Below are 21499 nucleotides of genomic sequence, written 5' to 3' on the forward strand. Positions count from 1 at the left end.
GGCCCCGGGCGCACCCGCCGCAGCGCACCCGCCCCGACGCACAGCGGGCTCGCGGCAGCGCGTCTGCGGCAGCGCGTCCGCCTCAGCGCACCGCCATCGCCATCCGCGTCCCCACCAGCGCGCGCGGCGAGCTGTCCGGCGTTCTGCGCACCGGATGCACCGTGTTCGCCAGCAGCACCACGAAGGTGTCGGTGGCGGGGTCGAGGACCAGCGAGGCGCCCGTGAACCCCGTGTGGCCGGCCGCGCCCTCGCCGGCCAGCTCGCCCATGAACCACGGCTGGTCCACCGCGAAACCCAGCCCCGGCGGCGTCAGCAGCAGCTCCACGAAGTCGGGGCCGAGGACCCGGGCGGGACCGTACGAACCGCCCGACAGCAGCGTCCGGCAGAACACGGCCAGGTCCCGGCCGGTCGAGAACAGGCCCGCGTGACCGGCCACCCCGCCCAGCGCCCAGGCGTTCTCGTCGTGCACCACGCCCCGCAGCATCCCCCGGTCCGCCTTCGCCCACGGCCGCCGCTGGTCCTCGGTGGCGGCCGCGCCGGGGCAGGGGCCGAAGGCGGTCGAGGTCATCCCCAGCGGACGGGTGATCCCCTCGTGCACCAGGACGTCCAGCGTGCGCCCGGTCAGCCGCTCCAGGAGCTGCTGCAGCAGCAGCATGTTCAGGTCGGAGTACAGATACGCGCCGGGCTCGCCGACCGGCGCCTCGGCGCGCAGCAGCTCCAGCCGCTCCACGTCGTCCGCGCAGTCGTACAGGGGCAGCTCGGGGCGCAGCCCGGAGGTGTGGGTGAGGAGCTGCCGGACGGTGACGTCGTGCGCGGCGACGGCGCCGAAGTCGGGGAGGTAGGCGCCGACCCGGGCGTCGATGCCGAGGGTGCCGCGCTCGATCTGCTGGACCGCCGCCACCGAGGTGAACAGCTTGGTGAGGGAGGCCAGGTCGAAGGGGGTGTCCACGGTCATCGGGATCCGCGCCCCCGCCGGGAGCTCCACGCCCGCGTCGGCCGCCGGATCGTAGGCCGCGTACCGCACCGCCCAGCCCACCGCCTCCTGCACGGCGATCACCGGGCCGCGCCCGGCGACCACGACGGCGCCCGCCGCCCAGGGCCGGTCGCCCACGGTGAGGTCGACGACGTCACGGACCAGCAGCCGCGTCTCCTCCGGGTCGAGCCCGGCCCGCTCCGGTGTGTCGACGCGCAGTCTCGGTGCGCTCAGCTCTCTTCCCCCGCTCTCGCGTGCCCTCGGCCGGCGGGAGTCGCGTCCTGCGTCCCGGCGTCCGCCCAGGGACGGCACATAACCACGAAGCAGGCCAGCGCCACCAGTGCGGCAGCCAACTGGACGACGGCCATCGGGACGGCGGTGCGGTCCCCGGCGATCCCCACGAGCGGGGTGGCGATCGCGCCGATCAGGAACGAGGAGGTGCCCAGGAGCGCGGAGGCGGAGCCGGCCGAGTGCCGGACCCGCATCAGGGCGAGGGTCTGGGCGTTGGGCAGCGTCAGGCCCATCGCGGACATCAGCACGAACAGCGCGGCGGCCACCGGGGCCAGCCCCACCTCGCCGAGCACGCCGGTCGTCATCAGCAGCAGCGCGGTCGCGGCCAGCACCACCGTCGACAGCCCGACCGCCAGGACCCGTTCCAGCCGCGCCCGTCCCACCAGCACCCTGCCGTTGATCTGGCCGACCACCACCAGCCCGACCGAGTTGACGCCGAACAGCAGACCGAACGTCTGCGGAGAGGCGCCGTAGATCTCCTGGACCACGAACGGCGAGGCCGAGATGTACGCGAACAGCGCGGCGAAGGCGAAGCCGCCCGTGAGCAGGAAGCCGGTGAAGAGGCGGTCGGACAGGAGCCCGCGCATCGAGCGCAGGGCCTCGCCCGTGCCGCCCCCGTGCCGTTCGGCGCCGGGCAGCGTCTCCGGGAGCCTGGTCCACACCAGGGCGGCCAGCACCAGCCCGACCGCGGTGAGCAGCGCGAACACGCCCCGCCAGTCCGTCGTCCGCAGGATCTGCGCGCCGATCAGCGGCGCCACCACCGGGGCCACCCCGGACACCAGCATCAGGGTGGAGAAGAAGCGGGCCATCGCCACGCCGTCGTACAGATCCCGTACGACGGCCCGCGCGATGACGATCCCCGCCGCGCCCGCGAGCCCCTGCAGCAGCCGGAAGGCGACCAGCACGTCGACGTTCGGCGCCAGGGCGCACAGGGCGGTCGCCAGGACGTAGACCGCGAGCCCGGCGAGCAGCGGGCGCCTGCGACCCCACCGGTCGCTCATCGGGCCGACCACCAGCTGTCCCAGCGCCATGCCGGCCAGGCACGCGGTGAGGGTGAGCTGCACCGTCGCGGCGGGCGCGTGCAGGGTGCGGGTCACCTCGGGCAGCGCCGGGAGGTACATGTCCATCGACAGCGGGGGAGTGGCGGTCAGCCCGCCCAGGACGAGCGTGACGAGCAGTCCGGTCCCGCGCCGGTCGCGCGGCGGCGCGGGAGCGACCGTCTCCGGCGCCTCGGGTACGGCCCCACCCTCCGGCATACGGTCGCCCCTCCCTCTTCGACGTCTCGGCCACCTATGCTCTCAGCTCGAACACACTGACGGGACGGCACGAGGGCGGGGCAGGGTATGACGGCGGACACGGTGCGGTGGGGGATCCTGGCGACCGGCGGCATAGCGGGCGCGTTCACGGCGGACCTGATCGACCTGCCCGACGCCGAGGTCGTCGCGGTCGCCTCGCGCACCGAGTCCTCCGCCAAGGCGTTCGCCGAACGGTTCGGCATCCCGCGGGCCTACGGCGACTGGGCCGCCCTCGCGGCCGACGAGGACATCGATGTCGTCTACGTCGCCACCCCGCACGCCGCCCACCGCACCGCCGCCGGCCTGTGCCTGGAGGCCGGGCGCAACGTGCTGTGCGAGAAGGCGTTCACGCTGAACGCGCGCGAGGCGGAGGAACTCGTGGCGCTGGCCCGGCGGCACGACCGCTTCCTCATGGAAGCCATGTGGATGTACTGCAACCCGGTCGTCCGCCGCCTCAAGGACCTCGTCGACGACGGCGCGATCGGCGAGGTGCGCACCGTCCAGGCCGACTTCGGTCTCGAAGGGCCCTTCCCGCCCTCGCACCGGCTGCGCGACCCCGCCCAGGGCGGCGGCGCCCTGCTCGACCTCGGCGTCTACCCGGTCGCGTTCGCCCACCTGCTGCTCGGCGAGCCCTCGGGCATCGCCGCCCGGGCCGTCCTGTCCCCGGAGGGCGTCGACCTCCAGACGGCCCTGGCGCTGTCCTGGGACTCCGGCGCGCTCGCGGCGCTGCACTGCTCCCTCTCCGGCGGCACCGGCACCACCGCCTCCGTCACCGGCTCGCGCGGCCGCATCGACATCCCGTCCGGCTTCTTCCACCCCGACCGTCTGGTCCTGCACCGGGCCGGCCGCGACCCGCAGGAGTTCGCCGCCGACCCCGCCGACGGACCGCGTACGACGTTGCGGCACGAGGCCCGGGAGGTCATGCGGGCGCTGCGGGCCGGCGAGACGGAGTCCCCGCTGGTCCCGCTCGACGGGAGCCTCGCGGTCATGCGGACGCTGGACGCGGTCCGCGCACGCATCGGGGTCCGCTACCCCCGGGAAGCCGCTTAGGGGAGCCGGACCGGACCGCTCGCGAGACGTGCCGTCTCATGGCCTTGGTACCGTCGAGGCATGGTCACCCAGCCCGGCAAACCGGCCCCCGACACCAGCCGCCGCAGCGAGCGGTCCCGGCGCGCGATCTACGACGCCGCCCTCGCCCTGGTCGCCGAGGTCGGCTATCCCCGGACCACGATCGAGGGCATCGCCGCCCGCGCCGGCGTCGGCAAGCAGACCATCTACCGCTGGTGGGGGTCGAAGGCCGATGTCCTGCTCGAAGCGTTCCTGGACCTCGGCGAACAGGCCGCCCGCGACGCCGGCTCGGACGAGCACGAGCCCTACGCCATCCCCGACACCGGCGACCTCGCGGCCGACGTCAAGGCCGTCCTGCGGGCCACCGTCGACCAGCTGACGGACCCCCGGTTCGAGGCGCCGTCCCGGGCGCTGGCCGCCGAGGGCGTGGTCAACGAGCAGGTGGGCCGCGAGTTCACGGCCAAGCTCCTGGAACCGTCCATCCAGCTGTACGTCGACCGGCTGCGCTCCGCCCAGCGGGCCGGCCAGGTCCGCGCCGACCTCGACCCGCGCATCGCCCTGGAGTTCTTCATCTCCCCGCTGGCCCAGCGCTGGCTGCAGTACACGGGACCGATCACCTACGAGTACACCGACGCCCTGGTCGACTACGCCCTCCACGGCCTCGCCCCCCGCGATTCTGAGCCCCGGTGACCCGGCCGGCGCGCGGCACATCAGCCGCTCTGGCCCCACCCGTCCCACCTGCCCCGATTCACGGCTAGGGCCCCCCGATGCGCAGGATGGTGCGACCATAGGGCATGCTGTCCGCACCACCGAGGCGAGGGGACAGATGAGCGCGGAGTTCGACGGCCGGACCGGACTGTGGGGAAGACTTACGGAGTGGCTGCGCGCGAGCGGCCCGACCGAAGCCGCCGACGGCGGCGACCGTGAGGCCCTGCTGCTGGCCGCCGCCGACGCGGGACTCCCGCTGGCCCCCGCCGCGCATCCGGCCCCCGGCTACGGCTGCTCCTGCGACCGGGTCGGCTGTCCGACCCCCGCCCGGCACCCGGTCTCCTTCGCCTGGCAGACGCAGTCCACGACCGACCGCGCCCAGATCGAGCGCTGGGCCCGACACCAGCCGCAGGCCAACTTCATCACCGCCACCGGCATGACCCACGACGTCCTCGACGTGCCCCTGGAGGCCGGCCGGGACGCCCTGGAGCGGCTGCTCGGCGCCGGCGTCGAGATCGGCCCGGTCGCCGAGAGCGACGACGGGCGGCTGCTCTTCTTCACCCTCACCCGCGGCACCCCCGAGGACGAGGACGAGTGGTGGCCGTGCGAGCTGGACTGCCACCCCGAGACCATGGACGAGCACCCCGGCCTGCGCTGGCACTGCCGCGGCTCCTATGTCCTGGTGCCGCCCGCCCGTCTCACCGGCGACGACGGCCGGGCCGTGCACTGGCTGCGCGGCCCCGAGCATCCGCTGCCCGATCCGCTGACCCTCCTGGAAACCCTCACCGACGCCTGCGCCCGCCACCTCGGGCAGGACCAGGACCATGCGACGGGGGCCTGGCCGCTCAGCCGGTGACCGCGAGGTCCGACGTCCGAGCCCCGGCCCGCACCTCTGTCGGTCTCCCTGTCCCGGCCGGCCTCACTCGCCCTTGGCGCCGGTGAGCCCCTCCAGGCGGCTCAGCACCGACACCTTGCCGCCCTTCGAGCCCTTCGCGGGGCTCAGGGCCACGTCGGTGGAGACGAACTCCATCGTCAGGGACTGCTGGATGTCACCCGTGGTCAGCGCGCGCACGTTCGCGTTCGGGGTGGGCACGGAGGCGCCCGCGGCGGCCGTCTGCTTCATGTAGTGGTGCGTGGTGAAGAACACCAGCGCCCCGCCGTCCGCGGTGCGCAGCGCCAGCGGCGCGTACTCGCCTGCGCTCAGCGGCTGGTCGACGTACTGGGTGGCCAGGCCCGGCTTGACGGCGTTCTTCGCACGGGAGGCGCGCAGCGCGCTGGTGTAGGGGCCGTTCGCGAAGGCGCCCCGGCCGCTCTGCAGATAGGCCGTGTAGTCCTTGCTCAGATCCCCGGGAGCCAGGGCGAGTTCGGCGGTGTCGGCGGGCAGGGCCTCGGCCCAGCCGTCCTCGCCCTTCTCGAACGCCGGCACCGAGCCCGGCGCCACCAGCGTCAGATACGTCGCCTGCCACGGCTGCCCGCGCCCCTCGCGCGTGAACGCCAGCAGCCAGCGCGCGTTGCCGCCCTTGTTGCCCTTGGCGTCGGCGACGAACCAGCGCGGCCAGCCGGTCTTCTCGGGAATCGTGTACTTCACGTCCGACAGCACCAGCGGCGTGTGGTCGGGGTTGCCTGTCGGGTTGTTGACGTGCCCCGCCTTCAGCCGGGCCGCGTCGATGATCCCGAGGGCGCCGGCGGTGCGCTCGGCGTCCAGGGAGCTGTCGTACGCCGCGTCCGCCTTGTTGTACGCGGCCGTGAACTGCTCGACGGCCTTGACGGCCTCGCCCTGGGTGGCCGACGGGAGCATCTCCAGCTCGCCGTGGACCACCACACAGCCGCTCGCGGTGAGCGAGACGGCGGTGAGCGAGGCCGCTACGAGGGCGTACCGGTCACGCCTGCGGAGTCCTCGACGCTTGCGGACCCCGCTCGTCAGGCTGCGTTCCCTGGTCATCAGGCGACTTCACCTTCCCCTTCCCGGAGGCGAACCCTACCGGGGCGAGGAACAGCGCGAGCGTCGGGACCAGGTAGAGCAGCCACACCGTGACCTGGAGGACCGTCGGATCGGGCTGGAAGTTGAACACGCCCTTCAGCAGCGTGCCGTACCAGCTGTCGGGCGGGATCGTGTCGCTGACGTCGAAGGCCCTGTCCGTCAGGCCCGCGATCCAGTCGGCCTCCTGGAGGTCGTGGACGCCGTACGCCAGCACGCCCGCGGCCACCACGACGAGCATGCCGCCCGTCCAGGTGAAGAACTTCGCGAGGTTGATCCGCAGCGCTCCGCGGTAGAACAGCCAGCCCAGCAGGACGGCCGTCGACAGGCCGAGCGCCGCGCCGATCAGCGGGCGCGGGGTGCCGTCGCCGGCCGCGTGGACGGACGTCCACACGAACAGGGCCGTCTCCAGGCCCTCGCGGCCGACCGCGAGGAACGCCGTGGCCACCAGCGCGCCGGTGCCCATCGCGAGGGCCGCGTCCAGCTTGCCGTGCAGCTCCGACTTCAGGTGCCGGGCGGTGCGCCGCATCCAGAACACCATCCACGTCACCAGCGCGACCGCGATGATCGACAGCGATCCGCCGAGCGCTTCCTGCGCCTTGAACGTCAGCTCCTGCGAGCCGAATTCGAGGACGCAGCCGAAGCCCATGGCGATGAGCACCGCGATGCCGATGCCGGCCCACACCGGCCTCAGCGCGTCGCGGCGCTCGGTCTTCACCAGGTAGGCGATGAGGATGCAGACGACGAGAGAGGCCTCCAGGCCCTCGCGCAGTCCGATCAGGTAGTTGGAGAACACGGGCTACGCCTCCTCGGAGAACAGCGTCCGGCCCCACCAGTCGTCCTTGTCGCGGACGCCCGGCGGGACGGCGAAGACGGCCGAACCCACATGCTGGATGTACTCGTTGAGCGCGTCGGTGGCGAGGTTGCGCTGGATGCGGACGAACCCGTTGCTCACGTCGCGCATGTAGGCCAGGAAGAACAGTCCCGCCTCCAGCCGCCCCAGACCGTCGGTGCCGTCGGTGAAGGAGTAGCCGCGGCGCAGGATCGTCGACCCGTGGTTGGAGTCGGGGTGCGCGAGCCGCACGTGCGCGTCGGGCTTCATCGCCTTCAGGAACGGCTCGTCGCGCTCCTTCGCCTTGCCCACCGGGGCGCCCTCGCCCTTGTCCCGGCCGAAGATGTCCTCCTGCTCCTGCAGCGGGGTGCGGTCCCAGGTCTCGATGTGCATGCGGATGCGGCGGGCGACGAGGTAGGAGCCGCCCGTCATCCAGCCGGGACCGTCCTTCTCGCCGACCCAGACGAACTTCTTCAGCCGGTCGGGCTCCGTGCCGGCGATGTTGCGGGTGCCGTCCTTGAAGCCCATCAGGTTGCGCGGGGTCTGCGCGTCGGGCGTGGTGGACGAGGTCTTGCCGAAGCCGAGCTGCGACCAGCGGATGACGACCTTGCCCATGCCGATCCGGGCCAGGTTGCGGATCGCGTGCACGGCGACCTGCGGGTCGTCGGCGCACGCCTGGATGCACAGGTCGCCGTTGCTGCGGGCCGGGTCCAGCGCGTCCCCGGCGAACGTGGGCAGGTCGACGAGCGCGTCGGGCCGCCGGTCGGCGAGGCCGAACTTCTTGAACAGGGAGGGCCCGAACCCGACCGTCAGGGTCAGCCGGGAGGGCTTGAGGCCCAGCGCTTCGCCGGTGTCGTCCGGCGGCGCCTCGGGCAGACCGCCGTAGGCGCCCTCCCCGACCGCCTGGCCGGCCGTCATCCGGCGGGCCGCCCGCGTCCAGTCCTTGAGCAGCCGCACGAACTCGGCGCGGTCCGTGGTCGTCACGTCGAACGCGGCGAAGTGCAGCCGGTCCTGCACGGGCGTGGCGATGCCCGCCTGGTTCGCGCCGTGGAAGTCGACCGCGCCGCTCGCGTCGGCGGCGGCCGGGTCGACGTCCGCGCCGGTGCGGGTCATCGCGACCGCGCCGCCGGCCGCGGCGGCGCCGAGCGCGAGCCCGGCCCCGCCCCAGCCGATCAGCGACCGCCGGGAGGGGCTGCCGCCCTTGGTCTGCGTCTCCGTCATGTTCCTGTGCCCCTCATTACTTGGCGACGGCGGCGGCGAGCTTGGACAACGGCTCGGCGAGCGCGTTGACCGCGTCCGACAGCTCCTTGCGGTCGGCGGCGCCGACCTTGTCGTAGGAGGTGAACTCGTACGACGTGGTGTTCGGGCGGTACTTGTCCAGCAGCGCGTCCAGCGCGGCGAACTGCTTGTCCAGCTCGGCGACCAGCGGGGCGTCGTTCTCCTTGGCGACCGGCTTGAGCAGCTCGTACGACTGCTGCGCGCCCTCGACGTTGCCCTTGAAGTCGACCAGGTCGGTGTGCGAGTAGCGCTCCTCCTCGCCGGTGACCTTGCCGGTGGCGACCTCGTCGAGGAGCTCCTTGGCGCCGTTGGCCATGGAGGTCGGGGTGATCACGGCCTTGCCGACCCGCTTCTGCCAGACGGTGAGGTCGGTGACGAGCTGGTCGGCGAGGGTCTTCTCCTCGGCGCCGATCTTCTTGTCCTGCCAGAGGGCCTTCTCCAGCCGGTGCCAGCCGGTCCACTTCTGGCCGCTCTCCAGGCCGTCGGCGCGCACGTCGACCTTCGGGTCGATGGTGCCGAAGGACTCCGCGACCGGCTCGGTGCGCTCCCAGCCGATGCGCGAGGGCGCGTAGGCCTTCTTGGCGGCCTCGAGGTTCCCGGCCTTGACCGCCGCGACGAACGTGGCGACCTTGGGCAGGGTCTCGTCGGCCTGGGTCTGCGCATAGGCGCGGTAGGCGGCGACGGCCTTGTCGAGGCGGGGGTCGCGCTGGGCGACCGAGCCGCCGGTGACCTTGAGGGTCTGACGGATGCCGTCGCCCTTCATGCCCGGCTTGCAGGCGATGCGGTAGTCGCCGGCCTTCACCTCGGCGGTGACGCGCTGCTTGGTGCCGGGGCCGATGTTCTCCCGCTCGCTGACGATGCGGTCGTCGGGGAAGAGGAGGTAGACCTCGGTGACCTTGGATCCCTTGTTCTCCACGGCGAGTTCGACGTGCCCGGCGGGGATCTCCTTCTTGGAGGTCTCGCACGTCGAGTCGGTGGCGGTCACGCCGATGACCCGGTCGCCGTCCTTCGCGTCGCTCTTGGAGGTGCAGCCGGTGACGGCGGTCAGGGCCGTGACGGCGGCGACGGCGGTGGCGACGGACAGTCTGGCGGCTCGCATTCGGGCTCCCAGCAGTGGCTGAAAAATCGCGTGACAGGGCTCACACGTATTGGTGAGGCTCGCCTAACTTATCCAAGGCTTACCTGCGCAATGCCCGTTGAGGCCGTGATTCACCTCTCATAGACGCCGTAAGAGCACGAGCCGATCACGGAGATGTCAAGCAGAAGCCAAGGAAAGCTCAAGAGAGAGTCAAATCCTCCGTTTGTCGGTCACGCCCACCGGAGGCGACACCGCCCCCGTGACCCGAGCGCGGACCCCCCGCGGTCGGCCTTCCCGCCCGAGACGAACCCGTCGCCCGGGCGGGACGAACCCGTCCCCCGGGCGGTGCTTCAATTCCCCGGTGACTGATTACGACGTGCTCCGCGTCTTCTGCGCGCCGAACGGCGGCTACGGCAACGAACTGGGCGTGGTCCGCGAAGGCTCGGTGCTCCCCGACCGCGAGGACCGGCAGGACCTCGCGGCGAAACTCGGCTTCAGCGAGACGGTGTTCGTCGACGACCCCGAGCGCGGGGTCATCGACATCTACACGCCCACCCTGCCTCTGCCCTTCGCCGGGCACCCGTGCGTGGGCGTCGCCTGGCTGCTCGACGTGCCCGAGCTCGTCACCCCGGCCGGCGTCGTGGGCACCCGCCTGGACGGGGAGTTCACCTGGATCGAGGCGCGCGCCGAATGGGCGCCGCCGCGCACCCTGCGGCAGTACGCGACGGCCGCAGAGGTCGACGACCTGCCCGTGCCGCCCAAGGGCGAGTGGATCTACGCCTGGGCCTGGGAGGACGAGCCGGCCGGCCGGATCCGCGCCCGCGCCTTCCCGGGCCGCGACGACGGCGTCGACGAGGACGAGGCCACCGGTGCGGCGGCCCTCCTGCTCACCGAACGCCTCGGCCGCGCCCTGAACATCACCCAGGGCGCGGGCTCCCAGATCCTGACGGCCCCTCAGCCCTACGGCTGGGTCGAGATCGGCGGCCGGGTGTTCCTGGAGCGCTGAGCCCTCCGGACCAGGCCCGGGGGTCCGTACGGGTGGTGTGGTGTGTGCGGCGGGAGGGGAGCGGGGACCTCTGGGCGTGACCACTCGCCCCGTGAGAGGAACACCATGCGTATCCGTTCAGTCCTGGCAGCAGCCGTCCTGGGCATCGCTCTCGTCGCCGCCGGCGCGACGACCGCCACCGCCGACGAGGGCCCCCGCCAGCACCACCACCTCGGCGGGGACGAGGGCCCCCGCCAGCACCACCACTTCGGCGAGGACGAGGGCGGCCCCCGCCAGCACCACCACTTCGGCGGGGACGAGGGTGTCTGCAGCCCTTACGTCGGCGCGATCGACACGGTGTCGGCGGACATCTTCTGGGCCGGCAAGCACTGCGACCGGTTCTGATCCGGCGCCGGGCCTCCTCGCGGTGAAGCGAGGGGCCCGGTCCGTCCGGGAGACCCGCAGGCGCCGCAACCGGCCCGTGCGCGGCGACGAAAAGCCCGCCCTCCGAGGAGAGCGGGCTCACGTCGCGTGCGGCTACGGCAGGGTGAGGATCTCGGCCCCGGTGTCCGTCACCACCAGGGTGTGCTCGAACTGGGCCGTGCGCTTGCGGTCCTTGGTCACCACGGTCCAGCCGTCGTCCCACATGTCGTAGTCGTGCGTGCCGAGGGTCAGCATCGGCTCGATCGTGAAGGTCATCCCGGGCTGGATGACGGTCGTGGCGTGCGGGCTGTCGTAGTGCGGGATGATCAGCCCGGAGTGGAACGACGAGTTGATGCCGTGACCGGTGAAGTCCCGCACCACCCCGTACCCGAACCGCTTCGCGTACGACTCGATGACCCGGCCGATGATGTTGATCTGCCGGCCGGGCCTGACCGCCTTGATCGCCCGCTCCAGGGACTCCCGGGTCCGCTCCACCAGCAGCCGCGACTCCTCGTCGACGTCCCCGACCAGGTACGTGGCGTTGTTGTCGCCGTGCACCCCGCCGATGTAGGCCGTCACGTCGAGGTTGACGATGTCGCCGTCGCGCAGGACCGTCGAGTCGGGGATGCCGTGGCAGATCACCTCGTTCACGCTCGTGCACAGCGACTTGGGAAAACCGCGGTAGCCCAACGTCGACGGGTAGGCGCCGTGGTCGCACATGTACTCGTGCGCGACCCGGTCCAGCTCGTCGGTGGTCACCCCCGGCGAGATGAGCTTGGCGGCCTCCGCCATCGCCTGCGCGGCGATCCGGCCGGCCCGGCGCATCGCCTCGATCGTCTCGGGCGTCTGCACCTCCGGCCCGGTGTAGGGCGTCGGCGCCGGCTTGCCCACGTACTCGGGGCGGCGGATGTTTCCGGGCACGGAACGGGTGGGGGACAGCTCCCCTGGGACGAGCAGCGACTGGCCAGACATGCCGGTGAGTCTAACGAGCGGGCATGGGGGAACATGTCGATGGCGAGAGGAGCCGTCATGCCCCTGTTCAAGAAGCGGACCGCCGGCAAACCGGGCGAGTGGTACTACTGCCTGGAGCACAAGAAGGTCGAGGAAGGGCCGGAGTGCCCGGCCAAGGACCGGTTCGGACCGTACGCCACCCGTGTCGAGGCCGAGCACGCGATGCAGAGCGCCCGCGAACGCAACCTCCAGTGGGAGAACGACCCCAAGTGGCACGACGCCCCGACGGGCGGCGCCGCCGACGAGGACTGACCGGCCGCGCCGAGCCGGGGACCGGTGCTTTCGGCGTCACCAGGGCGGAGGGGGCGGCGCCGTCAGGCGTTCGGCGAGGTGGGAGAGGCGGTCGGCGAGGCGCCGGCGCCCCCGGGTCGGCGGCAGCGTCTCGCCGGCCGCCGCGCTCACCAGGTGCTGCACGCTGTCCAGGTCCAGCTCGGAGCCGTCCGGCACGGCCAGCGTCTCGTGCGCCAGTGCCGTCAGATCCGCCTCGACAGGACCGAGGGCGAGGACGGTGACCCCGGCCCGGCGGGCGTCCGCCACCCGTTCGAGGAGCGGTGCGTCCGCCGACGGCGACGCCACCAGCAGCGTCTCGCCCCGCCGCGCCGCCTCGATCCGGCCCGGCCCCACCGCGAGGTGCGCGGGGTCGCCGGGGCGCGGGGCGTGGCGGACCAGTGTCGGCGCCAGCTCCGGCGTGCCGGACCAGGCCGCCTCGTCCACCAGGTGCGCTGCCAGATGCCAGGGCTCGTACTCCGCCGTGCCGGTCAGCAGCAGCCCGCCCCCGTGCGACACGACCGACCCCCGCAGCACCCCGGCGAACCTCCGGGTGGCCCCCAGCCACTCGGTCCCGGCAAGCACCTCACGCAGCAGCGCGACCCGTACGGCGTCCATGCGCCCGCATCGTGCCGCACCCGGCCGCGGCCGGCCCGGGTTTCCGCCGCCCCTTCACCCGTTCCATTCACCCGACACGGGCGGGGGCCGCCGGACGCGCCGACGTACAGTCGGCCCATGACCTCTACCGACAGTGCTCACAACACCCCGGGGGACGCCCCGGCGAAGGCCCCCGTCAAGGACCCGTGGGACCTTCCCGACGTCTCCGGACTGGTCGTCGGCGTGCTCGGCGGCACCGGCCCGCAGGGCAAGGGCCTCGCTTACCGCCTCGCCAAGGCCGGCCAGAAGGTGATCATCGGCTCGCGCGCCGCCGACCGCGCCCGGACCGCAGCCGAGGAGCTCGGCCACGGCGTCGAGGGCGCCGACAACGCCGAGACCGCGCGCCGCAGCGACATCGTGATCGTCGCCGTCCCGTGGGAGGGCCACGGCAAGACGCTGGAGGCCCTGCGGGAGGAACTGGCCGGCAAACTCGTCGTCGACTGCGTCAACCCGCTCGGCTTCGACAAGAAGGGCGCCTACGCGCTCAAGCCGGAGGAGGGCAGCGCGGCGGAGCAGGCCGCGGCCCTGCTGCCGGACTCGCGCGTCGCCGCCGCCTTCCACCACCTGTCGGCGGTCCTCCTGCAGGACCCGGAGATCGACGAGATCGACACCGACGTGATGGTCCTGGGCGAGGAGCGGGCGGACGTCGAGATCGTGCAGGCGCTCGCCGGCCGCATCCCCGGCATGCGCGGCGTCTTCGCGGGCCGGCTGCGCAACGCCCACCAGGTGGAGTCCCTGGTCGCCAACCTGATCTCCGTCAACCGCCGCTACAAGGCCCACGCCGGGCTGCGCGTCACCGACGTCTGAGCGGATGGGGGACACTGGACGCCGAAGCAGTGTCCCCCGACAGGAGCCGACCGACATGCCCCGCCTTGCCCTCTACACCCTCGTCGTCTGCGTACTCGCCGTGGCCGCGGCGGTCGTCTCCTTCGTCCAGGGCAGTCTCCTGGGCGTCGTGTGGGTGCTGCTCGCGGGCCTGTCGTCCAACATGACCTGGTACTACGTGAAGCGGGACAAGGCGCGCAAGGCGGACGGGGCCCAGGTCACCCGCTGATCGAGCAGAAGTCGTTCGTGCCCTGCCAGAAGCGGTACAGCGACTGACCGCAGTACGTGTCCAGGTCGCTGATCCGGAGGCCGCGCAGCAGCGCGTCGACGACGTCGAAGAACGCGCCGTTCACCGACGGCACCCACAGCAGCGCGAAGACGAACAGCAGGCCGAACGGCGCGAACGGCTCGACCTGCCGCTTGACGTCGTACGACAGCCAGGGCTCGATGACCCCGTAGCCGTCCAGACCGGGCACCGGCAGGAAGTTGAGGATCGCCGCGGTCACCTGGAGCATGGCGAGGAAGCCGAGCGCGAACCGGAAGTCGTCCGGCACGCCGTCCAGCGCGTGCAGCCAGAACGGCGCCGTGCACACCACCGCGAACAGCACGTTCGTCAGCGGTCCGGCCGCCGAGATCAGACTGTGCCGCCACCGCCCCCGGATCCGCGCGCGCTCGATGAACACCGCGCCGCCCGGCAGACCGATCCCGCCCATGATCACGAACAGCACCGGCAGCACGATGCTGAGCAGGGCGTGCGTGTACTTGAGCGGGTTCAGGGTGAGATAGCCCTTCGCGCCGACCGAGATGTCGCCGCTGTGCAGGGCGGTCCGCGCGTGCGCGTACTCGTGCAGACACAGGGACACGATCCAGGCGGCCGTCACGAACAGGAACACCGCGACGCCCGGCTGCTCGGCGAACCCCGTCCAGGTCGCCCAGCCGGTGACCGCCGTCACGGCCAGGATCCCGACGAAGACGGGACTGATCCGGCGCTCGCCGTGGCGGGTGGTCGCGGTCGTCATGGGGCCCCCTGGGTTCGTACGCACATTGGAACGGCCCGACCGTACCGGGCACACCGGGGAAACGTCTCGTGCCGGGTCCGGGTTCCACCGGGAGCGGCCCCGCGGAGCGGCGAGCGGCCCGGGAGGCGGCCACCTCCCGGGCGGACGACGACGGTCACGCGCGGGCGGACGACGGGCACGTCCTGGGCGGATGACGGTCACGACCTGGGCGGGCGACGGATCGGGCGGGCCGCGGGGCCGGATCGCGGTCCGTTCGCCGCCACTCCGGGGAACCCCGTGACCTCCCCCGACCGCGGCGGGGACAATGAACCCCGTGCGCTACCGCATTCTCGGCACCACCCAGGCACTCCGCCCCGACGGGACCCCCGTCGCCGTCGGCGGGGCGCGGCTGCGCGCCCTGCTCACGGTGCTGGCGCTGCGGGCCGGGCGGAGCCTTCCCGCCGGGCTCCTCATGGAGGAGATCTGGGCCGGGGATCCGCCCGCCGACGCGCCGGGCGCGCTGCAGGCGCTCGTGGGGCGGCTGCGCCGGGCCCTCGGGGCGGGCGCGATCCACTCGGCCGAGGGCGGCTACCGGCTGGCGGTCGTGCCCGACGACGTGGACCTGCACCGTTTCGAGCGGCTGACCGGCGACGGGACCCGCGCCCTGGCCGACGGCGACCCCGCCAAGGCGGCCGTCCTGCTGGACGACGCCCTGGCCCTGTGGCACGGGCCGGCCCTCGCCGATCTGCCCGAACGGGCCGCCGAGGCGGCCCGCTGGGAGGCCCGCCGCCTGGACGCGGTGCGGGCCCGGCACACCGCCGCGATCGTCCTCGGCGACGGCGAGCGGTCGCTGCCCGAGCTGACCGCCCTGTGCGACGCCCACCCCCTGGACGAGCCGCTCCAGGCGCTGCGGCTGCGTGCCCTGCGCGACGCGGGCCGCACCGCCCAGGCGCTGGCCGCCTACGACGAGGTGCGCCGGCTGCTCGCGGATCGCCTCGGCGCCGATCCCGGGCCGGAGCTGCGCACCCTGCACGCGGAACTGCTCAGCCCGGAACCCCCGCAGCCGCAGCCCCCGCACGCCTCGCAAGCTCAGGCGAGAGCGGCGAGAGCGGCGAGAGCGGCGAGAGCGGCGAGAGCGGCGAGTGCGGCGAGTGCGGCGAGTGCGGAGGGAGCGGAGGGGGCGGAGAGATCCGAGAGATCCGAGAGATCCGAGAGACCCGAGAGGCCGGCCGAACGGTCCGCGTCGCCGGCCCCGCCGTCCACGGCGTCGCCGGCGCTCGGCAATCTCCGGGCGAGGCTCACCTCGTTCGTCGGCCGGGAGGACGACATCGCGGCCATCCGCGGCGACCTCGCGCACGCGCGCCTGGTCACGCTGCTCGGACCCGGCGGGGCCGGCAAGACCCGGCTGTCGCAGGAGGCCGCCGAGGCGGTGGAGGCCACGGCCCGCGACGGCGTCTGGCTGACCGAGCTCGCGCCCGTCGCCGACCCGGACGCCGTGACGCAGACCGTCCTCACCGCCGTGGGAGCCCGCGAGACCGTGCTGTACGGCGCCGGCGCCGAGGAGCTGCGAGCCGTCGCCGAGCGCCATGGCGACCCTCTGGAACGGCTGGTCGAGCACTGCGCCCGACGCCGCATGCTCATCGTCCTGGACAACTGCGAACACGTGGTGGAGGCCGCCGCCCGGCTCGTCGAGGAGCTGCTGGCGCGCTGTCCCGGGGTGACGGTGCTGGCCACCAGCCGTGAGCCCCTCGGCGTGCCCGGTGAGGTGCTGCGTCCGCTGGACCCGCTGCCGGAGCCGGTCGCGCTGCGGCTGCTCGCCGACCGGGGCGCGGCCGCCCGCCCGGGCTTCCGCGTCGAGGACGACCCGGAGGCGTGCGCCGAGATCTGCCGGCGCCTCGACGGCCTGCCCCTCGCCGTCGAGCTCGCCGCGGCCCGGCTGCGGATGCTGACGCCCCGGCAGATCGCCGACCGGCTCGACGACCGCTTCCGGCTCCTCACCTCCGGCAGCCGGACGGTCCTGCCCCGCCAGCAGACCCTGCGGGCCGTCGTCGACTGGTCCTGGGACCTGCTCGACGAGGACGAACGCGACGTCCTGGCCCGGCTCTCGGTCTTCGCCCGGGGCTGCGACCTCGCCGCGATCGAAGCCGTGTGCGCGCCGCCCGCCCTGCCCGCCCCGCCCGGCCCCACCCGCCCGGCCGCCGCCGGCCCCCTGGGCCCCCGCACCTCCCGCCGTCCCGCACCCTCCCGTGCCCCCCGCAGCCCTCTGGACACCCTCGCCTCCCTGGTCGACAAGTCGCTCGTCGTCGCCGCTCCCGTCCCCGGCGGGGGCATGCGCTACCGGCTCCTGGAGACCGTCGCCGAGTACGCGGGGGAGCGGCTGGACGAGTCGGGGCGGCGGGACGTCGCCGAGCGCGCGCATCTGACGTACTACCGCGAACTCGCCCGCGCCACCGATCCGTTGCTGCGCGGGTCGAGGCAGCGCGAGGCCGTCGACCGCTTGCAGCTCGAACACGAGAACCTGCGCACCGCGCTGCGCCGGGCCGTCGACGCCCACGACGAGCAGGAGGCGCTCAGCCTGACCCTGTCCCTGGTCTGGTACTGGCAGATGCGCGACCTGCGTCTGGAGGCCCGCGCCTGGTGCGTCGAGGTCATGGCCCTCGGCCCCGACCCGTTCGCCGAGCCCCTGCGCCGGGCCGCACCGGTGTGGAAGCCGTGCACCGACGCCCCGCCCCCGATGACCGGCGAGATCCTCACGGAGGCCCGCCGAGGCGTCCACCTGGCGCATCTCGCCTGCATGGACACCGAGCCGGCGGCCTGGCGGAGCCCGGCCGCGCAGGCCAAGCTGCGGCTGATCGCCGAGGCCTACGAGCCGGGCCTTCCGCAGACCTGCCGGGTGCCCGGGCTGCTCTGGTTCTTCGCCGTGCTGATGACCGGCGACCTGGAGCGCATCCGCGTGATCATCGACGCCAACATCGACACCTGCCGCCGCACCCCGGGGTATGAGTGGGAGCTCGCCTCCTGTCTGCAGATGCGCGCGAACATCCTCGCCAACCGCTCCGACTGGGCCGCGAGCGCCTTCCGCGACGCGGGCGAGGCGCTGGAGATCTTCCGGCGGCTGGGCGACGACTGGGGGACCGCCGAGGCGCTCTCCGCCCGCGCCGAGGCCCACGAGCGGCTGGGCGCCTACCGCAGGGCCGCCGCCGACTACGAGGACGCCATGGAGCACGCCGAACGGCTCAACGCCCGGGCCCAGCAGGCGGTCCTGGGCGCGCGGCTGGGCAGCGTGCTGCTGGAGGCGGGGGACGAGGAGCGCGGCGAACGCCTGCTGCGCGAGGTGATCGACGGGCCCCAGTACGCCGGCCACGAGGCCGTCCCGGCGGCACGCCTCTTCCTCGTCGGCTGGCTCGGCACCACCGGTCGCCGGGCCGAGGCGCGCGAGCAGCTCGGCCTGCTGCGGGAGAGTTTCCAACTCGGGCACCTCGCGTTCTTCGACGCCTTCGTGCAGGGCGCGGGGGCCTGGCTGGACGTGGTGGACGACCGGCACGCGGAGGCCCTGGCCGGCGTCCGCGCCGCGCTGGCCCGGGCCGGTGATCCGCTGTCCCTGGCCATCGCCCCGCAGATGCGTTCCGTCTACCTCTGCATCGCCGCGACCGCCCTGGCAAGCGTGGACGGCGGCAGCCGCGCCGAGGCCGCCGCCCGCTGTCTGGGCGCCGCCGACGCGCTGCTGCCGCCGGGGCACGTGCACACGCGCTGGGAGCGCGAGACGCACGACCTGGCCGTGAACCGGGCCCGTGCCGCCCTCGGCGACGAGGAGTTCACGTCCGCGTACGCCGAAGGCGGAGGCCTCTCCTACGAGGAGGCCACCGCCCTGGTGGGACGAGCACGGTTCTAGGCCGTGTCCGGCCGTGTCCGGCCGGGTCGTGCCGGCCCGGGCCGGCACCCGTCCGGCCCGTGTCCGGTCCAGCTCTCGGTGCGGGGCTTGCGGCCCGTGTCCGTCTAGCTCTTGGTGCGGAACTTGTGGATCGCTATCGGCGCCATGATCGCGGTGATGCCCACCGACCAGGCCAGCGTCACCCACAGGCCGTGGGCGACCGGGCCGCCCGCCATCAGACCGCGCGCCGCGTCCGCGAGCGCGGACAGCGGGTTGTAGTCGGTGAAGGCCTGCAGCCAGCCCGGCATCGACGCCGTGGGGGCGAAGATCGACGAGCCGAACTGCAGCGGGAACAGCACCAGGAAGCCCATGGCCTGCACGGACTGCGCGTTCTTCAGGACCACGCCCAGGGTGAGGAACACCCACATGATCGACGAGGCGAACACGGTGGACAGGCCGACGGCCGCGAACAGTCCGGGCCAGCTCTCGATGTCGAAGCCGACCAGGACGGAGACGATCATCAGCACCGTCGTCGCGAACAGCATCCGGACGATCTCCACGGAGATCTTCGCGAAGAGCACCGAGCCGCGCCCGATGGGCAGCGAGCGGAAACGGTCCATGACGCCGGAGTTGAAGTCCTGGCTGAAGCTGGTGCCCACGCCCTGGGACAGGGTCATGCTCATCATCGCGATCATGCCGGGGATCACGTACTGGACGTAGCCGTCCTGCCCGCCGCCCAGCGCCTGTCCGATCGAGCCGCCGAAGACGTACACGAACAGCAGGGTGAAGACGATCGGCATCAGCAGGGCGTCGAACATCGACTCCGGGTCCTGCCGGATCCACAGCAGGTTGCGGCGGACCAGGGCCCCGGTGTGGCGCAGGTGGCCGCGCAGCGGGATGCGGGCGTCCGCCTCGATGTCGGCGACCGGCGCGGTCGTGGCGCTCATACGGAGACCTCCTCGCGGGTGTCGGCGGGCACGGCGTCGTCCACGGCGCCGGCGCGGTGGCCGGTGAGGGACAGGAACACCTCGTCCAGGCTGGGCAGTTCGGTGGTGATGGAGGCCAGCGTGATGCCCCGGGCGGTGACCGCGCCGACCACGGCGGTCAGTTGCTCGTCGCTGAGGACCGGCACCAGGACCGAGCCGCGCTCGGCGTCCACGGTCGTGCCGGCCAGTCCGGTCAGGCCGAGGTCGTCGATCCACCCGGCGAGCGGGCGCAGCTGCTCGGGGTCGGCCGGGCGGACCCGGAGCGAGCGGCCGCCGACCTTCGCCTTCAGCTCCTCGATGGCGCCGTTCGCGATGACCTTGCCCCGGTCGACGACGGTCAGCTCGGAGGCGAGCTGTTCGGCCTCCTCCATGTACTGGGTGGTGAGCAGGACGGTCACCCCGTCGCCGACCATCCGCTTGACCTCGCTCCAGACCTCGTTGCGGGTGCGGGGGTCGAGACCGGTGGTCGGCTCGTCCAGGAACAGCACGTGCGGACGTCCGATCATGGACGCGGCCAGGTCGAGCCGCCGCCGCATGCCGCCGGAGTAGGTGCTCGCCGGGCGCTTGGCGGCGTCCGTGAGGGAGAACCGCTCCAGCAGCTCGTCGGCGCGGGCCCGGGCGTCCTTGCGGGACAGGTCGAGCAGCCTGCCGATGAGGTAGAGGTTCTCCCACCCGGGGAGCTTCTCGTCCACGGACGCGTACTGCCCGGTGAGCCCGATGACCCGGCGCAATTGTCGGGGCTGCCGTACGACGTCGTAGCCGACGACGGTCGCGTGCCCGCTGTCGGGAGCGAGCAGCGTGGAAAGGATCCGTACGAGGGTGGTCTTCCCGGCGCCGTTCGGGCCGAGCACCCCCATGACGGTGCCCTCGCGGACGTCCAGGTCGACCCCGTCCAGGGCCTTGGTCTCGCCGTAGTGCTTCACCAGCCCCCGAACGGTCACGGCGCTCGTCGCGCCTTCGGGGTTCTTGTCGATTCGCGTCATGGAGGCAACAGTGCCGCCCCCCGCCGACAAACCACCGACAGGACGCCGACAAACCACCGACAGGACGCCGACAGCCCGCCGACGGGGGACGATCGGCGGGCTGTCGTGGTGCGGGAGGGGTTCTAGTGGACGGAGTGCTCGTCCAGCGGGAACGTTCCGCCGACGACGTCCTCGGCGAACGCCTTCGCCGCGTTCCCCATGACCTCACGCAGGTTCGCGTACTGCTTGACGAACTTCGGCACCCGGCCGCCGGTCAGCCCGAGCATGTCGGTCCACACCAGCACCTGGGCGTCGGTCTCCGGGCCGGCGCCGATGCCGACCGTCGGGATGTGCAGCACGCGCGTGACCTCGGCCGCCAGTTCCGCCGGGACCAGCTCCAGCACCACCGCGAACGCGCCCGCGTCCTGCACGGCCTTGGCGTCGCGCAGCAGCTGGGCCGCCGCCTCCTCGCCGCGTCCCTGCACCCGGTAGCCCATCGAGTTCACCGACTGCGGGGTCAGGCCGATGTGCGCCATGACCGGGATGCCGGACTCCACCAGCAGCTCGATCTGCCGGTGGGAGCGCTCGCCGCCCTCCAGCTTCACGGCTCCGACGCCGGCCTCCTTCACCAGGCGGGTCGCCGAGCGCAGCGCCTGTACCGGCCCTTCCTGGTAGGAGCCGAAGGGCAGGTCGCCGACGATCAGCGCGCGGGAGGTGCCCCGGACGACCGCCGCCGACAGCATGGTCATCTCGTCCAGGGTGACGGGCACGGTCGTCTCGTACCCCAGGTGGCAGTTGCCCGCCGAGTCGCCGACCAGCATCACGGGGATGCCGGCCTCGTCGAAGACGGACGCCGTCATCGCGTCGTACGCGGTGAGCATGGGCCACTTCTCGCCCCGCTCCTTGGCGAGCGCGAGGTCGCGGACGGTGATACGGCGTGTGCCCTTGCCCCCGTACAGCGCCTTGCTGCCGTCGGTGGCCTTCGTCTGGGCAGCCGAGAACTGCGTCATTGC

21 protein-coding genes are annotated in these 21499 nt (G+C 73.1%); 9 read left to right on the forward strand and 12 right to left on the reverse strand.

Annotation, left to right across the window (positions count from 1 at the left end; genetic code table 11):
• Nucleotides 1-82: 82 nt before the first annotated feature.
• Complete coding sequence (locus ACFVYK_RS26670; RefSeq protein WP_389778389.1) at nt 83-1207, reverse strand: serine hydrolase domain-containing protein; 1125 nt, start codon at nt 1205-1207, stop codon at nt 83-85.
• Nucleotides 1204-2520: a multidrug effflux MFS transporter gene (locus ACFVYK_RS26675; protein WP_389778340.1), complete on the reverse strand. Its 1317-nt coding sequence runs from the start codon at nt 2518-2520 to the stop codon at nt 1204-1206. Before ACFVYK_RS26675 ends, ACFVYK_RS26670 begins: the two co-directional genes overlap by 4 nt.
• Nucleotides 2521-2607: 87 nt before the next feature.
• Here ACFVYK_RS26675 and ACFVYK_RS26680 point away from each other — a divergent pair, with 87 nt between their 5' ends.
• The 3 genes from ACFVYK_RS26680 (at nt 2608) to ACFVYK_RS26690 (ending at nt 5191) form a co-directional block, all read left to right on the forward strand.
• Entirely contained in the window at nt 2608-3609 is a 1002-nt protein-coding gene (locus ACFVYK_RS26680) for a Gfo/Idh/MocA family protein (RefSeq protein WP_389778341.1), read from the forward strand.
• A gap of 60 nt (nt 3610-3669) precedes the next feature.
• Nucleotides 3670-4317: a TetR/AcrR family transcriptional regulator gene (locus ACFVYK_RS26685; protein WP_389778343.1), complete on the forward strand. Its 648-nt coding sequence runs from the start codon at nt 3670-3672 to the stop codon at nt 4315-4317.
• A 136-nt stretch (nt 4318-4453) separates the two neighbouring features.
• Nucleotides 4454-5191, forward strand: a complete 738-nt coding sequence (locus ACFVYK_RS26690) for a bifunctional DNA primase/polymerase (RefSeq protein ID WP_389778345.1) — start codon at nt 4454-4456, stop codon at nt 5189-5191.
• 63 nt (nt 5192-5254) lie between these two features.
• On the opposite strand, the gene ACFVYK_RS26695 is transcribed toward ACFVYK_RS26690, so the two are convergent.
• Genes ACFVYK_RS26695 through efeO form a run of 4 tightly spaced genes read right to left on the reverse strand, consistent with a single transcriptional unit; the run spans nt 5255 to nt 9522 of the window.
• Nucleotides 5255-6277 (reverse strand): hypothetical protein, encoded by a 1023-nt coding sequence (locus ACFVYK_RS26695; protein ID WP_389778347.1) that lies wholly within the window; start codon nt 6275-6277, stop codon nt 5255-5257.
• Nucleotides 6216-7109: an iron uptake transporter permease EfeU gene (gene efeU / locus ACFVYK_RS26700; RefSeq protein WP_389778349.1), complete on the reverse strand. Its 894-nt coding sequence runs from the start codon at nt 7107-7109 to the stop codon at nt 6216-6218. Before efeU ends, ACFVYK_RS26695 begins: the two co-directional genes overlap by 62 nt.
• Nucleotides 7110-7112: 3 nt before the next feature.
• Nucleotides 7113-8366, reverse strand: coding sequence for an iron uptake transporter deferrochelatase/peroxidase subunit (gene efeB, locus ACFVYK_RS26705; RefSeq protein ID WP_389778351.1), 1254 nt, complete (start codon nt 8364-8366; stop codon nt 7113-7115).
• A 16-nt stretch (nt 8367-8382) separates the two neighbouring features.
• A complete protein-coding gene (efeO, locus tag ACFVYK_RS26710; RefSeq protein ID WP_389778353.1) occupies nt 8383-9522 on the reverse strand; it encodes an iron uptake system protein EfeO in 1140 nt (379 codons plus the stop codon).
• A 340-nt stretch (nt 9523-9862) separates the two neighbouring features.
• On the opposite strand from efeO, the gene ACFVYK_RS26715 reads away from it, so the two are divergent.
• Entirely contained in the window at nt 9863-10507 is a 645-nt protein-coding gene (locus ACFVYK_RS26715; RefSeq protein WP_389778355.1) for a PhzF family phenazine biosynthesis protein, read from the forward strand.
• Between the two features lie 105 nt (nt 10508-10612).
• Nucleotides 10613-10891 carry a hypothetical protein gene (locus ACFVYK_RS26720; RefSeq protein ID WP_389778357.1) on the forward strand — a complete coding sequence of 93 codons (279 nt, stop codon included), beginning with the start codon at nt 10613-10615 and terminating at the stop codon, nt 10889-10891.
• Nucleotides 10892-11023: 132 nt separating this feature from the next.
• On the opposite strand, the gene map is transcribed toward ACFVYK_RS26720, so the two are convergent.
• Entirely contained in the window at nt 11024-11881 is an 858-nt protein-coding gene (gene map / locus ACFVYK_RS26725; RefSeq protein ID WP_389778359.1) for a type I methionyl aminopeptidase, read from the reverse strand.
• Between the two features lie 57 nt (nt 11882-11938).
• Between map and ACFVYK_RS26730 the strand changes: the two genes are divergently transcribed.
• Nucleotides 11939-12172: a hypothetical protein gene (locus ACFVYK_RS26730; protein WP_389778360.1), complete on the forward strand. Its 234-nt coding sequence runs from the start codon at nt 11939-11941 to the stop codon at nt 12170-12172.
• Nucleotides 12173-12208: 36 nt separating this feature from the next.
• On the opposite strand, the gene ACFVYK_RS26735 is transcribed toward ACFVYK_RS26730, so the two are convergent.
• Complete coding sequence (locus ACFVYK_RS26735; RefSeq protein WP_389778361.1) at nt 12209-12805, reverse strand: hypothetical protein; 597 nt, start codon at nt 12803-12805, stop codon at nt 12209-12211.
• A gap of 117 nt (nt 12806-12922) precedes the next feature.
• Between ACFVYK_RS26735 and npdG the strand changes: the two genes are divergently transcribed.
• Nucleotides 12923-13651: an NADPH-dependent F420 reductase gene (npdG, locus tag ACFVYK_RS26740; RefSeq protein WP_389778362.1), complete on the forward strand. Its 729-nt coding sequence runs from the start codon at nt 12923-12925 to the stop codon at nt 13649-13651.
• Between the two features lie 4 nt (nt 13652-13655).
• Nucleotides 13656-13898, forward strand: coding sequence for a hypothetical protein (locus tag ACFVYK_RS26745; protein ID WP_389778363.1), 243 nt, complete (start codon nt 13656-13658; stop codon nt 13896-13898).
• Here ACFVYK_RS26745 and ACFVYK_RS26750 read toward each other — a convergent pair.
• A complete protein-coding gene (locus ACFVYK_RS26750) occupies nt 13888-14688 on the reverse strand; it encodes a site-2 protease family protein (protein ID WP_389778365.1) in 801 nt (266 codons plus the stop codon). The two genes, ACFVYK_RS26745 and ACFVYK_RS26750, sit on opposite strands and share 11 nt — an antisense overlap.
• A gap of 304 nt (nt 14689-14992) precedes the next feature.
• Between ACFVYK_RS26750 and ACFVYK_RS26755 the strand changes: the two genes are divergently transcribed.
• Nucleotides 14993-18559 (forward strand): BTAD domain-containing putative transcriptional regulator, encoded by a 3567-nt coding sequence (locus tag ACFVYK_RS26755; protein WP_389778367.1) that lies wholly within the window; start codon nt 14993-14995, stop codon nt 18557-18559.
• 104 nt (nt 18560-18663) lie between these two features.
• On the opposite strand, the gene ACFVYK_RS26760 is transcribed toward ACFVYK_RS26755, so the two are convergent.
• The 3 genes from ACFVYK_RS26760 to panB form a co-directional block, all read right to left on the reverse strand.
• Entirely contained in the window at nt 18664-19485 is an 822-nt protein-coding gene (locus ACFVYK_RS26760; RefSeq protein ID WP_389778369.1) for an ABC transporter permease, read from the reverse strand.
• Nucleotides 19482-20507, reverse strand: a complete 1026-nt coding sequence (locus tag ACFVYK_RS26765) for an ATP-binding cassette domain-containing protein (protein WP_389778371.1) — start codon at nt 20505-20507, stop codon at nt 19482-19484. Before ACFVYK_RS26765 ends, ACFVYK_RS26760 begins: the two co-directional genes overlap by 4 nt.
• Before the next feature lie 122 nt (nt 20508-20629).
• Nucleotides 20630-21496 (reverse strand): 3-methyl-2-oxobutanoate hydroxymethyltransferase, encoded by an 867-nt coding sequence (gene panB / locus ACFVYK_RS26770; protein WP_389778372.1) that lies wholly within the window; start codon nt 21494-21496, stop codon nt 20630-20632.
• Between the last annotated feature and the right edge of the window lie 3 nt (nt 21497-21499).

Origin of the sequence: Streptomyces sp. NPDC058291, assembly GCF_042880855.1 — a bacterium.
Lineage (GTDB): Bacteria > Actinomycetota > Actinomycetes > Streptomycetales > Streptomycetaceae > Streptomyces.

Bases quoted from the DNA above. Each gene is read 5' to 3' on its own strand.
- ACFVYK_RS26675 (WP_389778340.1), bottom strand. From the start codon at position 2,520: ATGCCGGAGGGTGGGGCCGTACCCGAGGCGCCGGAGACGGTCGCTCCC.
- ACFVYK_RS26680 (WP_389778341.1), top strand. From the start codon at position 2,608: ATGACGGCGGACACGGTGCGGTGGGGGATCCTGGCGACCGGCGGCATA.
- ACFVYK_RS26685 (WP_389778343.1), top strand. From the start codon at position 3,670: ATGGTCACCCAGCCCGGCAAACCGGCCCCCGACACCAGCCGCCGCAGC.
- ACFVYK_RS26690 (WP_389778345.1), top strand. From the start codon at position 4,454: ATGAGCGCGGAGTTCGACGGCCGGACCGGACTGTGGGGAAGACTTACG.
- ACFVYK_RS26695 (WP_389778347.1), bottom strand. From the start codon at position 6,277: ATGACCAGGGAACGCAGCCTGACGAGCGGGGTCCGCAAGCGTCGAGGA.
- efeB (WP_389778351.1), bottom strand. From the start codon at position 8,366: ATGACGGAGACGCAGACCAAGGGCGGCAGCCCCTCCCGGCGGTCGCTG.
- efeO (WP_389778353.1), bottom strand. From the start codon at position 9,522: ATGCGAGCCGCCAGACTGTCCGTCGCCACCGCCGTCGCCGCCGTCACG.
- ACFVYK_RS26720 (WP_389778357.1), top strand. From the start codon at position 10,613: ATGCGTATCCGTTCAGTCCTGGCAGCAGCCGTCCTGGGCATCGCTCTC.
- map (WP_389778359.1), bottom strand. From the start codon at position 11,881: ATGTCTGGCCAGTCGCTGCTCGTCCCAGGGGAGCTGTCCCCCACCCGT.
- ACFVYK_RS26730 (WP_389778360.1), top strand. From the start codon at position 11,939: ATGCCCCTGTTCAAGAAGCGGACCGCCGGCAAACCGGGCGAGTGGTAC.
- ACFVYK_RS26735 (WP_389778361.1), bottom strand. From the start codon at position 12,805: ATGGACGCCGTACGGGTCGCGCTGCTGCGTGAGGTGCTTGCCGGGACC.
- npdG (WP_389778362.1), top strand. From the start codon at position 12,923: ATGACCTCTACCGACAGTGCTCACAACACCCCGGGGGACGCCCCGGCG.
- ACFVYK_RS26745 (WP_389778363.1), top strand. From the start codon at position 13,656: ATGGGGGACACTGGACGCCGAAGCAGTGTCCCCCGACAGGAGCCGACC.
- ACFVYK_RS26750 (WP_389778365.1), bottom strand. From the start codon at position 14,688: ATGACGACCGCGACCACCCGCCACGGCGAGCGCCGGATCAGTCCCGTC.
- ACFVYK_RS26755 (WP_389778367.1), top strand. From the start codon at position 14,993: ATGAACCCCGTGCGCTACCGCATTCTCGGCACCACCCAGGCACTCCGC.
- ACFVYK_RS26760 (WP_389778369.1), bottom strand. From the start codon at position 19,485: ATGAGCGCCACGACCGCGCCGGTCGCCGACATCGAGGCGGACGCCCGC.
- ACFVYK_RS26765 (WP_389778371.1), bottom strand. From the start codon at position 20,507: ATGACGCGAATCGACAAGAACCCCGAAGGCGCGACGAGCGCCGTGACC.
- panB (WP_389778372.1), bottom strand. From the start codon at position 21,496: ATGACGCAGTTCTCGGCTGCCCAGACGAAGGCCACCGACGGCAGCAAG.